Source organism: Persicitalea jodogahamensis (genome assembly GCF_014651615.1).
Taxonomy (GTDB): domain Bacteria; phylum Bacteroidota; class Bacteroidia; order Cytophagales; family Spirosomataceae; genus Persicitalea; species Persicitalea jodogahamensis.
On the sequence record NZ_BMXF01000006.1, the window covers coordinates 282,784 to 298,209 of the forward strand.

General features: G+C 51.0%; 8 protein-coding genes. 7 read left to right on the forward strand and 1 reads right to left on the reverse strand.

Going from position 1 to position 15,426, the window contains the following annotated elements:
* Positions 1–4: 4 nt before the first annotated feature.
* From IE117_RS23685 to IE117_RS23710, 6 genes are all read left to right on the forward strand, one after another.
* A complete protein-coding gene (locus IE117_RS23685; RefSeq protein WP_229581383.1) occupies positions 5–757 on the forward strand; it encodes a succinate dehydrogenase/fumarate reductase iron-sulfur subunit in 753 nt (250 codons plus the stop codon).
* Positions 758–1,043: 286 nt separating this feature from the next.
* Positions 1,044–4,148 (forward strand): SusC/RagA family TonB-linked outer membrane protein, encoded by a 3,105-nt coding sequence (locus IE117_RS23690; protein WP_189568070.1) that lies wholly within the window; start codon positions 1,044–1,046, stop codon positions 4,146–4,148.
* A gap of 89 nt (positions 4,149–4,237) precedes the next feature.
* Entirely contained in the window at positions 4,238–5,794 is a 1,557-nt protein-coding gene (locus IE117_RS23695) for a SusD/RagB family nutrient-binding outer membrane lipoprotein (protein ID WP_189568072.1), read from the forward strand.
* Between the two features lie 129 nt (positions 5,795–5,923).
* The gene (locus IE117_RS23700; RefSeq protein ID WP_229581379.1) at positions 5,924–9,202 is read left to right on the forward strand and encodes a VCBS repeat-containing protein; all 3,279 of its coding nucleotides are present in this window, start codon (positions 5,924–5,926) and stop codon (positions 9,200–9,202) included.
* A gap of 166 nt (positions 9,203–9,368) precedes the next feature.
* The gene (gene mfd, locus IE117_RS23705; protein ID WP_189568074.1) at positions 9,369–12,710 is read left to right on the forward strand and encodes a transcription-repair coupling factor; all 3,342 of its coding nucleotides are present in this window, start codon (positions 9,369–9,371) and stop codon (positions 12,708–12,710) included.
* Between the two features lie 92 nt (positions 12,711–12,802).
* Positions 12,803–14,071, forward strand: coding sequence for an SUMF1/EgtB/PvdO family nonheme iron enzyme (locus IE117_RS23710; RefSeq protein ID WP_189568121.1), 1,269 nt, complete (start codon positions 12,803–12,805; stop codon positions 14,069–14,071).
* Between the two features lie 41 nt (positions 14,072–14,112).
* Here IE117_RS23710 and IE117_RS23715 read toward each other — a convergent pair whose 3' ends face one another.
* A complete protein-coding gene (locus tag IE117_RS23715; protein WP_189568076.1) occupies positions 14,113–14,817 on the reverse strand; it encodes a ComF family protein in 705 nt (234 codons plus the stop codon).
* Positions 14,818–14,966: 149 nt separating this feature from the next.
* On the opposite strand from IE117_RS23715, the gene IE117_RS23720 reads away from it, so the two are divergent.
* Positions 14,967–15,320: a hypothetical protein gene (locus tag IE117_RS23720; RefSeq protein WP_189568078.1), complete on the forward strand. Its 354-nt coding sequence runs from the start codon at positions 14,967–14,969 to the stop codon at positions 15,318–15,320.
* Positions 15,321–15,426 lie beyond the last annotated feature (106 nt).

Here is a 15,426-nt window from a genome sequence, read left to right on the forward strand (position 1 = left end):
AAATATGAGCCTCACGCTGAAAGTGTGGCGGCAAAAAAATAAAGACAGCGAGGGCAGCCTCGAAACGTATGCTTTGGAAGGTATTTCGCCGGATATGTCCTTTTTGGAAATGTTCGATGTCCTCAATGAGCAGTTGATTCATGAAAACAAGGAGCCCATCGCCTTCGATCACGATTGTCGCGAAGGGATCTGCGGTTCCTGTTCCATGCACATCAACGGGCGTCCCCACGGGCCGCTCACGGGTGTGGCGACCTGCCAGCTGCACATGCGCTCATTCAGCGATGGCGACACCATTGTGGTGGAACCGTGGCGGGCAGTGGCTTTTCCGGTCATGAAGGATTTAGTCGTGGACCGCTCGTCCTTCGACCGCATCATCTCGGCGGGTGGTTTCGTGTCGGTTAATACCGGCAACGCCCGCGACGCCAATAGCCTGCCCGTTCCCAAGGAAAATGCCGACGAGGCTTTCATGGCAGCGGCCTGCATTGGATGTGGTGCCTGCGTAGCGGCTTGTAAGAATGCTTCGGCCATGCTTTTCACTTCGGCTAAAATTTCGCAGCTTGCCCTTTTGCCACAGGGGCAGGCCGAGCGTAAGCTTCGGGCCGAGAAAATGGTAGCCCAAATGGATTCCGAGGGTTTCGGTGCCTGCACCAACACAGGAGCTTGTTCTGCCGAATGCCCTAAGGAGATTTCGATGGAAAACATTGCCCGCATGAACCGGGAGTACTTGGGAGCAAAGTTGACTTCCAGCCGGGTATAGTGACGCGGTAGGGTACGTGCTCTTTTAGTATGGGAGCTGATCATCCGGACCAGCTTTTTTCCTGCCTTAGGGTAGTCGTATCGATTGCTTCCTGGTACTTGCTGATATACTTATTCTTACCAAAAAAAGCCGCTCATTGGAGCGGCTTTTTTTGGTAAGTAACTGACGGTTAACTCATTTATTAATTAATAATTATTAAAAATTGATTGTAGTACGTTCACAGAAAAACGTTATATTTGAAATATGTGATTTTTTAACAAATATTTTACAACCAATCAATTATTTTATGAAAAAAGTACTACAGCACTGTAAAATCATGTTGCTGCTGGCCTTTTGTTCAACCGTTGTTTCTGCACAGGATATGACGATTACGGGCAAAGTGAATGAGTCGGGGGCCGGCGAACTCTACGGAGTCAACATCGTTGTAAAAGGCACGACTCGGGGTACTACCACCAATAATAAGGGCGAGTACAGCATCGTGGCGAATAAGGGCACGACGCTTACTTACAGCTATATCGGCTACCAGCCGAAAGATGTCACGGTGGGCAACAGTAATGTCATCAATGTGGAATTGATTCCCGACGATAATCTGCTCGGAGAAGTAGTTGTGACGGCCTTCGGTATGGAAAAAGAGAAGAAGGCTCTTGGTTACTCGGTCACGCAGATCGGTGGTGACCAACTCACTGAGTCGCGGACGATCAACGTCGGTAACGCCCTGACGGGCAAGATTGCGGGTGTCAATGTGTCCTCACCCACTACGGGCGCAGCAGGAACAAGCCGGGTAGTTATTCGCGGTGGCTCTTCGCTGGGTGGAAATGACCAGCCACTATACGTGATCAATGGCGTACCTATGGATAACTCCAACCAGGGAAGCGCGGGTATGTGGGGTGGCAATGACAACGGCGATGGCCTTTCATCCATTAACCCTGATGACATCGCTACCATCTCCGTTCTGAAAGGCAATACTGCCTCGGCCCTGTACGGTTCGCGTGCGGCCAACGGTGTGATTTTGATCACCACCAAGACGGGCAAGGGCGTGAAAGGATTGGGCGTATCGTTCAATTCCAACTATACAGCCAACCGGGCCATTGACCTTACTGATCTGCAGCAGCAGTACGGCACGGGTACTATGGGCGTCAAGCCCACCACGCAAGTGGAAGCCCTCGAAAACGGCAACAGCTCCTGGGGCGCTAAACTCGACGGATCTCCGGTGATCCAGTTTGATGGTGAAACGCGGCCATACAGCGCCACTGGCGAAGGGCTTAACGATTTCTACCGTACGGGTAGCACCTGGACGAACACGCTGGCCCTGGCGGGTAGCAATGAGCTGGGTAGTTTCCGCTTTTCTGCCTCCGACCTCCGCAACCAGGACATTTTGCCAAACAGCGGTTTCGATCGCACTACTTTCAATGGGAGTATGAATGGCAAATTCGGAAAACTCGAACTGATTGCTACCGGCCAGTACACCTCCGAAAGTGCTAAGAACCGGCCGCGCCTGTCGGATTCGCCCGGTAACGCCAACTACACGGTTATCACCAAGGCACCCAATATCAGCTTTACGGATATGAGAGGTACCACAGACAAACTGGGAGCGAACGACGACGGTACCGAACGGCGATACCAAAGCAATGTGTACGCTACGAACCCTTATTGGGCGGCTTACCAGTTCCTGCGGCTTGACAGCAAGAACCGTTTTTTCGGAAACGCTTCTTTGAAATACAATATTACGGACTGGCTTTATGTGCAGGGGCGCATCGGAACGGACTACATCTCAGGCCGCTTCGAGTCGTCGGAACCTTACGGCACAGCCTACAAGACCACGGGAGACTACAATATCACCAACCGGACGACGAAGGAAAACAACCTTGACCTCTTTATTGGAGCCAACAAAACTTTCGGCAAGTTCTCGGCGGACATTCTTCTGGGAGGCAACCGGATGCGGCGCTCTACGGAAGATGCCCGTATTGGCGGTAACGGATTGAATATACCGTTCTTTGGTAGTGTCAACAATGTGGCTAACCAAACGTATGGTTACGGTCTGTCTGAGTACGGGATCAACTCAATCTTTGGCTCGGCCAACATCGGTTTCAATAACTACCTCTTCCTGAATGTGACGGCCCGCCAGGACCACTTCTCCACGCTTTCGCGCGGCAACAACGAAGTCACTTACCCCTCAGCTGGTCTGAGCTTTGTGTTTTCGGAAGCCATTCAGGGAATGCCCAACTGGCTCACTTTTGGTAAAGTACGCGCTTCCTGGGCCCAGGTGGGCGGCGGTGCACCCGATCCGTATTCCAACAACCTGACTTATGGTCTGCGGGGGTACCAGCACGACGGGGCTATTTTGGGTGCGATCAACAATGGTTCAATCCCTAATGCCAACCTCAAGCCTTACATCTCCACGGAAACGGAAATTGGCTTCGATTTGCGCTTCTTCCAGAATCGCCTGGGACTGGACCTTGCCCTGTACAATCGTAACACCAACGATGATATTCTGAACACTTCGATTTCAGGTACTTCGGGCTATGGCAGCACTCAAATCAACATTGGTGAGCTGACCAACAAGGGTATTGAAATCCTGCTGAAAGGTACTCCCATAAAGAAAACCGACTTCACCTGGGACATGACCCTGAACTTTGCCCGGAACATTTCAAATGTAGTAAGCCTGGGCACCAACGCAGCGGGTGACCCCATCGAATTCCTGAACCTTGACGAGGCTCGTTCGCGGCAGGAGCGTATCCGTCACTATGTCGGCCAGCAGCTGGGTGTCATAGCGGGTTATAAGCAAAAGGAAATCGATGGACAGAAGGTCTACGACAAAGACGGATTTCCGGTTCGCGGCGATTTCCAGCAAATCGCTCTGGGACGTCATCCGATCAGCGCAGGATTTAGCAACAGCTTTACCTATAAAGGCTTTAATCTAAGTTTCCTGATCGACCTGCGCCAGGGCGGCAGCATGATGTCGGGTACCAACCTCGGCCTCTATGGTGTTGGTCTGCACAAGGGGACCCTGCCCGGTCGGGATGCACCATTGACCGTATCGGGAGTGACTGAAACCGGGGAAGCCAATACGTGGACGATTGAGCGTGACAAGCTGCAGAACTACTATAATTACTACACGCAGATTACGGAAAACTTTGTCTACAATAGCTCGTTTGGAAAACTAAGGGAATTATCGGTAGGCTACAGCATTCCTGCGCGTTGGCTGGACAAAACGCCCATCAGCACCCTGAAGTTTTCGGCGGTAGGCCGCAACCTGTTGCTGTTGTGGTCGAGTGTTCCGAACGTTGATCCCGAAAGCGGCTACACCGCCAGCGGTAACTCTCAGGGACTGGAGTACTTTGCGCTGCCTACCACTCGGAATCTGGGCTTTAACTTATCGGCAACATTTTAGTATTGAATCCTGAATCAGTGAATGGCGGAAGACAAAATACGCTGCATTGAAACACTCAGTACGCCATTTACTCTAATCAAAAATTGATTATGAAAAAACATATAAAGACAACCGTTTTGGCACTCCTGTCGGTGCTGACGCTCAACTCCTGCGACAATGAGAAGTTGCTGGACCTGAATGTAAACAAGAATGCTTCGACCGATATAGACCAGCGTTACCTGCTCTCGCTCGGAATGCTTCAGGTGGCAGGCGACCGTTACGAATCGTGGCGCACGAACCTGATTTACAGCTCTACGATGATCCAGCACAACGCCACACTGGCAGGCTACTGGAGCGGGGATAAGTACTATTACAACGCCCAGTACAGCGGTGCTTTCTGGGAAGCCAATTATCCCGGTTCCATCAAGACGCTCACACAGGTGGTGGATCAGACGAAAGGAAAGCCCGAATCGGCCAATACTTTTGCCGCCGCTTCGATTATGCGATCATTCGTGCTGCACCGTATGACGGATATCTATGGCGATATTCCATACACTCAGGCGGGCCGCGGGCTGGTGGGTGCCGAAAACTGGTTCCCTAAATACGATGCTCAGAAGGATGTGTACACGATGCTCGTGGCTGATATCAAAACAGCCCGTGATGCTTTCTCGCCTTCGGCCAGAGCCTTGGGCGATCAGGATGTACTTTACAAGGGCGACTATGACAAGTGGCGCAAGTTTGCCAACTCGCTGTTGATGCGCATCGCCCTGCGGATGAGTAACGTGGATGCGGCTACGGCCAAAACCGTGTTTACTGAAGCGGCCAGCAAAGGAGGGATCGACTCCAACGCTTCCAATGCGTTCATGAAGCAGGTGCTGGGCACGGGTGGTGGAATCAACTACAACGGTACTTCGCTGGCTCTGTCTAATGCTGCTGGTGGCGGTGGCGACAACAATGCGCGAGTGAGCAAGACGCTCGTAGATTTTATGGATAAGTACAATGACCCCCGCAAGATGATTATCATAGGCGGTCTGGGTAATCCTTACGATAAGTCTACCTGGGTGACCGATCCCGCCAAACAGCGTGGCTTGCCCAACGGTTATACTGCCACCACGATCAAAAATGTCTATCCGGATTTCACGACGCTCGATAATTTTAGTTTTATTAATACCAACATCACCGATCTGGACGACCCCACACCACTGCTGTCGTACGCTGAGACGGAACTGATGTTGGCCGAGGCTGCGCTAAAAGGCTGGGTTGCCGATGATGCTACAATACACTTCCGGAAAGGCGTAGAAGGTGCCATCAGGTCATGGGCTGCCTATGGCGTGGAAGTGCCTTCCGATGCTGTCATCACGAAGTATATCAACGATCTGGGTTTTGCTGCGGCAGGTTCTGAGCGCAAGCTCGAGCTTATTGGTGAGCAGTACTGGATCGCCACCTACCTCAATCACATTGAGGCATGGGCCAACTGGCGTCGTACGGGCTATCCCAAACTGACTCCCACCAATGATCCTGCGAACGTTACAGGCGGCACTATTCCCCGCCGTTTACGCTATTATGAAGATGAAGTGGGTAGCAACCCCGCCAGCTACAAGGAGGCAATCGCCCGTCAGGGAGAGGACTTGCTAACTACCCGCGTTTGGTGGGATGTGAAGAAGTAAACGCTGATTTGCACCTGCAGTGCAATCTTCGGACGATGCATTTGTAGTGTGCATTAGAATATAAGACGCCCCTTCTCGCTAGTGGGGGCGTCTTTTTATATTTCGTATTTTGCCAAAAAACATCGCTCAATGAATAAAATAGGTTCCTTATTGGTAGTTATTGCAAGTATGTTCGGCTGCAAATCCGATGATTCGGACCATATTTTCAAACTACTTTCCGAAGAAGACTCTGGAATCACTTTCGTCAATACCATTCAGGAAACCGAGCAGGAAAACGTGCTCAACTACGAATATTTCTACAACGGCGGCGGCGTAGCGGCGGGTGATTTTAACAACGACGGGCTGACCGATTTGTACTTCACCGCCAATCAGGGGCCAGATCAGCTGTATCTGAACAAAGGCAATCGTGACGGCGAACCACTCCACTTTGAGGATGTTACTGCGCAGTCGGGTATTACCTGGAATGGCGAGTGGAAAACGGGGGTGACCGTGGTGGACATCAACGCCGACGGCTGGCTGGATATCTACGTCTCCGTGTCGGGCAATGTGGATAAGCCCGCTCTGCGGAAGAACAAGCTCTACATCAATAACAAAACCCTCCGTGGCGACGGACCGACTTTCACGGAAAGCGCCACCGAATACGGCCTTGATCTTGGTACTTTCACTACCCAAACTACCTTCTTCGACTACGACCGCGATGGCGACCTCGATGCTTACGTACTGAATCACAATGTCGAGGACTTCAACCGCTTTGATGTACAGGCCGTTCACGCCATGCGCGATACATTGGCGGGCGATCGGCTGATGCGAAATAACAACGGTAAGTTTGTGGATGTTAGCGCCGAAGCAGGTATTAAAGGCAATCCGATTGGCTTCGGTCTGGGCATCCATATCGCCGACCTGAATGGTGACGGCTGGCCGGATATTTACGTATCCAACGATTATATCGAAAGCGATTATTTTTATATCAATAATCAAAAAGGCGGATTCGAGGATATCGTTGACCAAACTACGGGCCACACCAGCTACTTTTCGATGGGCAACGACATCGGCGATATTAATAACGACCTACTGCCCGACATCGTGACGACCGACATGCTGCCCGAGGACAACAAGCGGCAGAAACTACTCTTTGGCCCTGACCGCTATGAGGCGTACTTGTCCATGCTGCGCAACGGCTTTCATCCCGAGATCATGCGTAATATGCTGCAAGTCAATAATGGCGACGGTACTTTCAGTGAAGTCGGGCAAGTGGCGGGCGTTTCGAACACCGATTGGAGCTGGTCGCCGTTGCTGGCAGATTTCGATAATGACGGCTTCCAGGATATGTTCGTGACGAATGGCTACCTGCGCGACTACACGAACATGGACTTCATGAAGTACTACGCCGACGAGCGACAAAACAACGCGCAAAACGTGAGCGCGATTATCGCCCAGATGCCATCCACCAAAACACCGAACTACATCTTTCGAAATAACCGAAACCTGACTTTTACGAATCAGCAAACCGCCTGGGGGTTCGATACGCCCGTAATATCCAATGGGGCCGTTTCGGTGGATCTGGACAACGACGGCGATCTGGAAATCGTGATCAACAACATCAATGAGCGCGCCTACGTTTATCAAAACCTCAGCCGGGAGCAGAAAAAAGGACACTTCATGTCGGTTCAACTGACCGCGGCACCGGGTCAGAGTGCAATCGGGGCGAAAGTTTACGCCTACGCTGATTCGCTCCGGCAGTACCGGTACCTGACACCAACGCATGGCTACCAAAGCAGCGCGGCCGCTCCGCTTCACTTTGGCCTTGGAAGCAAAAACAAGCTGGATAGTCTGGTAGTTGTTTGGCCTGATGGAAAAGCTCAAAAGGTGACGGAAACAACTGCCGATCAACTATTGACTATAAAGTACGCCCCAAACTACGAAGGAGAATTTCAGCCCATTCCTGTGTCCAAGCCGATTTTTACGCTCACTCAAACCATTTCTGAGCATCAGCAGCAGCCGTTGAATGACTTCAATCGCCAGCTGCTTCTCTTGCACATGTATTCCTACCAGGGACCGCGCATTGCCAAAGGCGATGTTGACGGCGATGGCCTGGAAGACCTGTATCTGGGCGGAGGCAAAGGCCAGCCGGGACAACTTTGGCTGCAACAGAAGGGGGGGGATTTTGTCCAAAAGCCGCAACCCGTTTTTCAGGAAAATGAACTTGCCACCGACACCGACGCGGTTTTTTTCGACGCCGATGGCGACGGAGATCAGGATTTGTACGTGGTCAGCGGAGGGTACGAGTACTTGCCCAATGACCTGATGCTGCAAAATCGCCTGTATAAAAATGACGGAAAAGGTAGTTTTACTAAAGACTACGAGGCAATCGACAGCGGTAATTTTTCCGATAGCCGGGCCGTTGTGCTGGATTTTGATAAAGACGGCGATTTGGATTTGTTCGTAGCGGGTTCGGTGGTGCCTACCAACTACCCGCGCTATAACCCCAGCCGCTTATACCGCAACGATCAAGGGAAATTTACGAACGTGGAGAATCCGATATTCGCCACGCTGGGTTTGTTGGCCGATGTTTGCGCGATAGACTATGATAAAGACGGGTACGAAGATTTGGTCGCCGTAGGCGAATGGACGGGCATCATCCGGCTGCACAATGAGCGGGGTACTTTTTCCATTGTAAAGGATGAGCTCAGCGAACTCACGGGCTTCTGGCAAAGTATCGTCGCCGAAGATTTTGATAACGATGGCGACCAGGATTTGATCGTCGGAAACTACGGTCTGAATTCTCAGCTAAAAGCGTCCGCTGATTTTCCGATGACGCTTTTCACCGAAGATTTCGACAACAATGGTAAGCTGGACCCGATTTTAGCCTACGCCATTCAGGGTAAAAACCATCCGGCGTATAGCCGCGACGAACTCTCGGACCAGCTGGTTCCTTTGAAGAAAAAGTACATTACTCACGAATCGTATTCGACCGCCACGATGGAGGATATCCTGGGAGAGTTTAAAGGTAAAACGCCTGAAAAGGCCACGGCGGTGACACTGTCAACGGTTTATCTGGTAAACGGTGGCGGGGAATTCACCCAGAAGCCACTACCTGTACAAGCTCAGTTTGCTCCTGTTTATGCCCTGGCTTCTGCCGATGTGAATGGGGACGGGTATCGTGATCTAATCGCCGCCGGAAACCAAAGCCGCAGTCGGGTGCGTATTGGCACGATGGACGCCAACTACGGCCAGGTTTTCCTGAATGATAAAAAAGGCGGGTTTACCTATTTGCCCCAAAACCAATCCGGTTTGCAGTTCCGCGGCGATGTGCGCGGGTTGCGTGTCGTCGGCAACCGACTACTGGTTGGCATCAACGGCATGCCATTTCAAGCGTATAGCTTTACCAGGGAAGCTACCATCCAGTAATATTTTTGCCAAGTTGGCGGACAAATCGATTTTTGAACTATTTACCAACCTGGCGAATTGTGTTGGCGTGATTATTTGAACAATCCCTTCGTTGAAAAGTATTAGGTTGGTCCTACCAACTTCATGCGAATAGGGTGCCAATCACCCAACCCTAAGAAAGATTTCATTGGATACCAAAGACCTACTTACCCTATACGGCTCCGATAGCTATCCAAAGCTGCTCGCGAGCCAAATTCAGACCCCAATCGAGAACCGCGTCCAGATCAAGGGTCTTGTCGGCAGTCTGGATGCTGTGATGGCTGCTACCATAAATAGTCAGACGCCCCGTTTGTCGCTCTACGTATTGAGCGACCGTGACGAAGCGGCTTATTTCCAGAATGATCTGCAAAGTTTGTTGGGCGGCGAGGATATTCTATTTTATCCCACGTCGTATAAAAGACCTTATCAGTACGAAGAAACCGATAATGCCAGCGTGCTGATGCGGGCGGAGATTTTGAACAAACTCAGCGTTGCCAAAGTACCTCCACTGCAAATCGTGACTTATCCCGAGGCACTTTTTGAAAAAGTAATCAACAAGCGGTCGCTGCTGGCCAATACTTTTTCGGTGAAAGTGGGCGAGAAACTCGACCCGGCCTTCATTACCGAATTTCTGCACGATTACGGTTTCGAGATGACCGACTTCGTGTTTGAGGCCGGGCAGTTTTCACTGCGTGGGGGCATTGTGGACGTCTACTCCTACGCCAGCGAGTACCCGTTCCGCATCGAGTTATTCGGCGACGAAGTCGAAAGCCTGCGCTCGTTCGATCCCGAAACGCAGCTTTCGGTCGAGACGGTGCGGCAGATCAACATCGTCCCCAACATTCAGGAAAAGCTGGAACACGAAAGCCGCGAATCGTTCCTCAGCTTCCTGCCCGAAACTGCCGTACTGTGGTTCAAAGATGTGGAACTGACGTTGGAAATTATCGAGAAATCTTTCGTGCAGGCTGAGGTCGCGTTGGCTGAAGTCACGGGCGGCGGAGTACAGGTAGTTTCCAGTCCCGAAACACTTTTCGAAACGCGACGCGGGTTTCTGAATAAAATTAAAGCTTTCAAGACGGTGGAATTTGGGCGGCGGTTTTATTTCAAAAACGAAAATAAAATACTGTACTCGTCTAAACCGCAGCCTTCGTTTAACAAGGATTTTCCGCGTCTAATCGAAGATTTGAACGCCAATCAGGAACAGGGCTTCGTCAACATCATCGCCGCCGAGCAGCCCAAGCAACTCGATCGTCTGGAACGCATCTTCGCCGATCTCAATCCTTACGTCAAGTTTCGCCCGCTGAACATTGCGTTGCGGGAGGGCTTTATTGATGACCAGCTCAAACTAGCCTGCTACACTGATCACCAGATTTTCTCGCGTTACCATAAGTATAAGCTCAAGGTTAAATTCAATAAGGCCAAAGCCATCACGCTTAAAGAGCTGAAAACGCTGCAACCCGGTGATTTCGTGACGCACGTGGACTATGGCATCGGGCGCTTTGCGGGAATGGAAAAGCGGGACGTCAATGGTCAGGAACAGGAAGCCGTGCGGTTGGTGTATCGGGATAATGACCTGCTGTATGTGAGTGTCCACAACCTGCATAAAATCGCCAAGTACACGGGGAAGGAAGGAACGCCGCCGCAAATGCACAAACTGGGTTCCGGCGAGTGGGACGCCAAGAAAAGCCGCGTCAAGAAGCAGCTGAAGGATATCGCTCACGAGTTGATCGCCTTATACGCCAAGCGGCGTGAGGCCCCCGGCTTTGCCTTCGGCCACGATAATTTCATGCAGGCCGAATTGGAATCATCATTCATCTACGAAGACACGCCCGATCAGGCTAAGGCCACCAATGACGTCAAGGACGATATGGAAAAGTCGCACCCGATGGATCGGCTGGTTTGTGGCGACGTGGGTTTTGGAAAAACCGAGGTTGCCATCCGTGCCGCTTTCAAGGCCGTATGCGACAGCAAACAGGTAGCCGTGCTGGTGCCAACGACCATTCTGGCCATGCAGCATTACAAAACATTCGTGGAGCGGCTGGCCGATTTTCCGGCGCGCGTGGGCTACATCAATCGTTTCAAAAGTACCAAAGAAATAAAGGAAACACTGAAAGAAGCCGCTGAGGGAAGACTTGATATTCTGATTGGGACTCACCGGATTTTGAATAAAGATGTGAAATTCAAAGATCTGGGCTTGCTCATCGTGGATGAGGAGCAAAAATTTGGTGTAAAAGCGAAAGATCGTCTGAAAGAAATGCGCGTTAACGTGGATGTACTTACGCTCACGGCCACGCCCATTCCCCGCACGCTGCACTTCTCGCTGATGGGCGCGCGTGACCTCTCGGTTATCGCCACGCCGCCACCCAACCGGCAGCCTGTTACCACGGAAGTACATTCGTTTAGTGAAGAGTTTATCCGCGACGCCATCAGCTTCGAACTTAATCGGGGGGGACAGGTATTCTTTGTCCATAACCGCGTTACCGATATTGAGTCAATCGGCAACATTATTCTGCGGCTGGTGCCGGAAGCCCGCATTGGTGTGGCTCACGGCCAGATGGAAGGGAGCCGTCTTGAGCGCGTCATGATGCGCTTCATTGAAGGGGATTACGATGTGCTGGTCTCGACAAATATCATTGAATCGGGCATCGACATTCCCAACGCCAACACCATTATTATCAACTCCGCCCACATGTTTGGCTTATCGGACCTGCACCAAATGCGGGGCAGGGTAGGTCGCTCCAACCGCAAGGCGTTCTGTTACCTGTTGACGCCCGCCATTTCGACGCTTACCAGCGAGTCGCGCAAACGCCTGCAGACTTTGGAGGAATTTTCGGAACTGGGCGACGGCTTCAAAGTTGCCATGCGCGACCTGGATATACGGGGAGCGGGCAACTTGCTGGGAGCTGAGCAAAGCGGTTTTGTGAATGATCTTGGGTACGACCTGTACCACAAAATGCTGGACGAAGCCGTGACAGAGTTGAAAGAAAACGAATTCAAAGACTTGTTTTCCACTGCCCTGGGCGTTCCAACGGACATTTTGCCTGACTGTCAGATCGAAACTGACCTTGCTACCTTGATTCCTGAGCCTTACGTAAAGAATATTTCGGAACGCTTGTCGTTATACACCCGTCTGGACAACCTGAAAGGTGCCGACGAGCTAAAAGCTTTCGAAACAGAACTCGACGATCGCTTTGGACCATTGCCCGTTGAAGTTCAGAATCTTCTTTGCACGGTGAGGCTGCGGCTGGAAGCCGAAAAGCTGCATTTTGAAAAACTGACTTTGAAAAACAATACCCTGAAAGGATACTTCGTTTCTTCCGGGAACGACAATTTCTTTCAGTCGCCGAAGTTTGGCAAAGTAATTGAGTATATCCAGCAGAACCCCAGGCGCACCGCTTTGAAGGACACAAAAGGGAAGCTGATCCTCCACCTCAGTGAAGTCGAAAGTCTTAACGAGGCCCTTGGAATTCTGGAAGAATTGAATAAATAGCGACTTTTGGTGAATATCCTGAAAGCCCTTTTAACTTTGCAACCCTAATTATCAATACGATTATCATTAGTCAAATCAAATCAATGAATTACATGCGAAATGTGGGTATTCGGTCACTGGCCCTGATAGTAATGGTGCTGGTCGTAGCGAGTTCGTGTAAGAAGAAAGACCCGACCAGCCTCAAGCCCGGCAAGACCAGCTCCAAAACAGGACTGGACTACAATGGTGAGGACGGAGAGGGTTTTGTGGTGAAGCAGTACAAAGCCCTGCCCGCTGGCCCTGACCTGGTTTTCATTGAAGGCGGTCGTTTCACGATGGGCTCTCTGGAAGAGGACGTTATGGGCACCCGCGACAACCTTGAGCGCACGGTCAGTATTCAGTCCTTTTATATGGATGAAACCGAAGTGGCCAACGTCCACTACCTGGAATACCTGAATTTCATACAGCGTGATTCATCGGAGGAGTTCTATCGTCGCGCCCTGCCCGATACAACGGTCTGGTACAACGACCTTTCGTTCAACGACTCTTACGTCACTATGTATTTGCGTCACCCTGGATTCCGGCTTTATCCTGCCGTTGGTGTGTCGTGGGCACAGGCCACGGATTATTGCACCTGGCGTTCCAACGCTGTGAATCAATCCATGTTCGCCAAAGGAACGGCGGGCGGCGCCACCAATAAAAAGAAAATGTTGTCTTTTGGCAAAAAGAAAGACGCGGCTCAGGCCGAAGTTGCTTCCGCCTCAGCTCCTACCAACCTTTCAGTTGAGAGTGGCTACGTTTTGCCTCCTTACCGCCTGCCCACTGAGGCGGAGTGGGAGTATGCTGCCAAAGGCATGATAGGCACGCAATATGCCGACGAAAACCAGGCTAATTCCCGGATCTATCCTTGGGACGGCTCGACGTTGCGGCAGCCGCGTGGCAAGAAGCAAGGAAATATGCTCGCTAACTTCAAGCGCGGTAAAGGTGACTACGCAGGTATTGCCGGACGCGCCAACGACGGAGCCATCATGACTCAGGAATTGCGCGGTTACCCCGCCAACGATTACGGCCTATACGATATGGCCGGAAATGTAAATGAATGGGTGCAGGACGTTTACCGCCCTCTTTCTTACATGGATTTCAACGACCTGAACTCATTCCGTCGGGACGGCTATCAGGATGAAGCCAAAAACTACGATTCGAAAAATAACAATTCGCTTATCACGAACGAAGTGCGGGTGTACAAGGGAGGTTCATGGGCAGACGTAGCCTACTGGATGTCGCCCGGCACGCGCCGCTTCATGGAGCAGGATTCTTCTTCTGCCATGGTGGGCTTCCGCTGCGCTATGATCGCTACCGGAAGTTCTGGAATGGCGAGATAAACAAACTGTTTTGTTGAGAATGACAATAGCTGCGTGTCCGCTTACTGCTGGGCCGCAGCTATCGTCATTATATGGATATTGTCGCAGCCCGCCCGCAATAGCACATTCAGGCAGGATTCCAGCGTGGCTCCGGTTGTCAGCACATCATCAACCAGGATAACGCGTTTCCCCTGTATTTGCTGAGGATTTACCGCCTCGAAAATATCTTTTACGTTTTCCTGCCGTTCGGTCTTCGTTTTTCCCGTTTGTGACTTAGTGTAGCGAATACGTGCCAGCATGCTTCCCGACCAGGGGATTCCAGTGATCTCAGAAAGGCCCTCGGCGATCGCATCACTCTGATTATAGCCGCGCTCCTTCCGGCGTTTTTCGTGCAACGGAACGCTTACGATCAAATCGGCTGCTGGACAGCCATCACTCTCTTTCAATTCCTGCGCCATCATCTTCCCCAGCAACACCCCGACTTCCGGCTTGTTCTGGTACTTTAGAGCATGTAGTAAGTTCTGGACTTTCCCCCTTTTGGTAAAAACCAGAAAAGAAGCGACGCCTGTAACTTCCTTATAAGCCACAAATTTCGCAGCTACCGCTGACCTGGCTACGCTATCCGATTCCACCCGAGGCAAAGTCGCCCGACATTGGGTGCAGATGATCTGCTCGTTGCCCACCATTGCTTCCTTGCAGGCCTCGCAGCAACGCGGAAAAATCAAATCCACGAAATCATGCCAATACGTCTTCCAGGTGAATGCCATAAAACTCTTTTGGGGTAGTTGTCGTTAACTTCCGCGCTTGAAGTTAAGATTAATACTCTGTTTCATAAATCCACTCATCTATCTATACCAATAGAAGTACCGAGGTAGTAAGATCCTAATCCTTCATTAGTCAAATACCAATCAATAAAATGAATACAATAGACACCCCACTCCATGTTCAGTGGAAAAACCTGCTGGAAAAACTCCGGGAAGTGATCGGCAAGAAGCCGGGCGACCTCAATGGCGTTCTGTTTCTGATCGGCGTCCAGGAACTGGGCAAAGGAGCTGCTCACTTTACTAAAGAACAGAAGCAGGATCTCATGCATATTGGGATTTGCCGCGTACTGAGCCTGTCGGGCTATTACGAGTTTCGGGGCAAAGACGCCGACGGCTGGCCGCATTGGGACCTGGTACAACCGCTACCCCATGGCGAAATCCTGGCCCAGGAATCGCTTTTGAAAATGCACGTGTTGGAGTATTTCAAAGAAAATGGCTTGGTCTGAAAATATTTTTCGGGAAATAGTTTTTGTGAATCAGGTAGTTGTGCCTTTTCTGAAAAAATATTTCTGCGGGGTGCTTGCCAGATAAAAAAACATGTTGCACCTTTGC

Bases quoted from the DNA above. Each gene is read 5' to 3' on its own strand.
- IE117_RS23715 (WP_189568076.1), bottom strand. From the start codon at position 14,817: ATGGCATTCACCTGGAAGACGTATTGGCATGATTTCGTGGATTTGATT.
- IE117_RS23685 (WP_229581383.1), top strand. From the start codon at position 5: ATGAGCCTCACGCTGAAAGTGTGGCGGCAAAAAAATAAAGACAGCGAG.
- IE117_RS23695 (WP_189568072.1), top strand. From the start codon at position 4,238: ATGAAAAAACATATAAAGACAACCGTTTTGGCACTCCTGTCGGTGCTG.
- IE117_RS23700 (WP_229581379.1), top strand. From the start codon at position 5,924: ATGAATAAAATAGGTTCCTTATTGGTAGTTATTGCAAGTATGTTCGGC.
- IE117_RS23710 (WP_189568121.1), top strand. From the start codon at position 12,803: ATGCGAAATGTGGGTATTCGGTCACTGGCCCTGATAGTAATGGTGCTG.
- IE117_RS23690 (WP_189568070.1), top strand. From the start codon at position 1,044: ATGAAAAAAGTACTACAGCACTGTAAAATCATGTTGCTGCTGGCCTTT.
- IE117_RS23720 (WP_189568078.1), top strand. From the start codon at position 14,967: ATGAATACAATAGACACCCCACTCCATGTTCAGTGGAAAAACCTGCTG.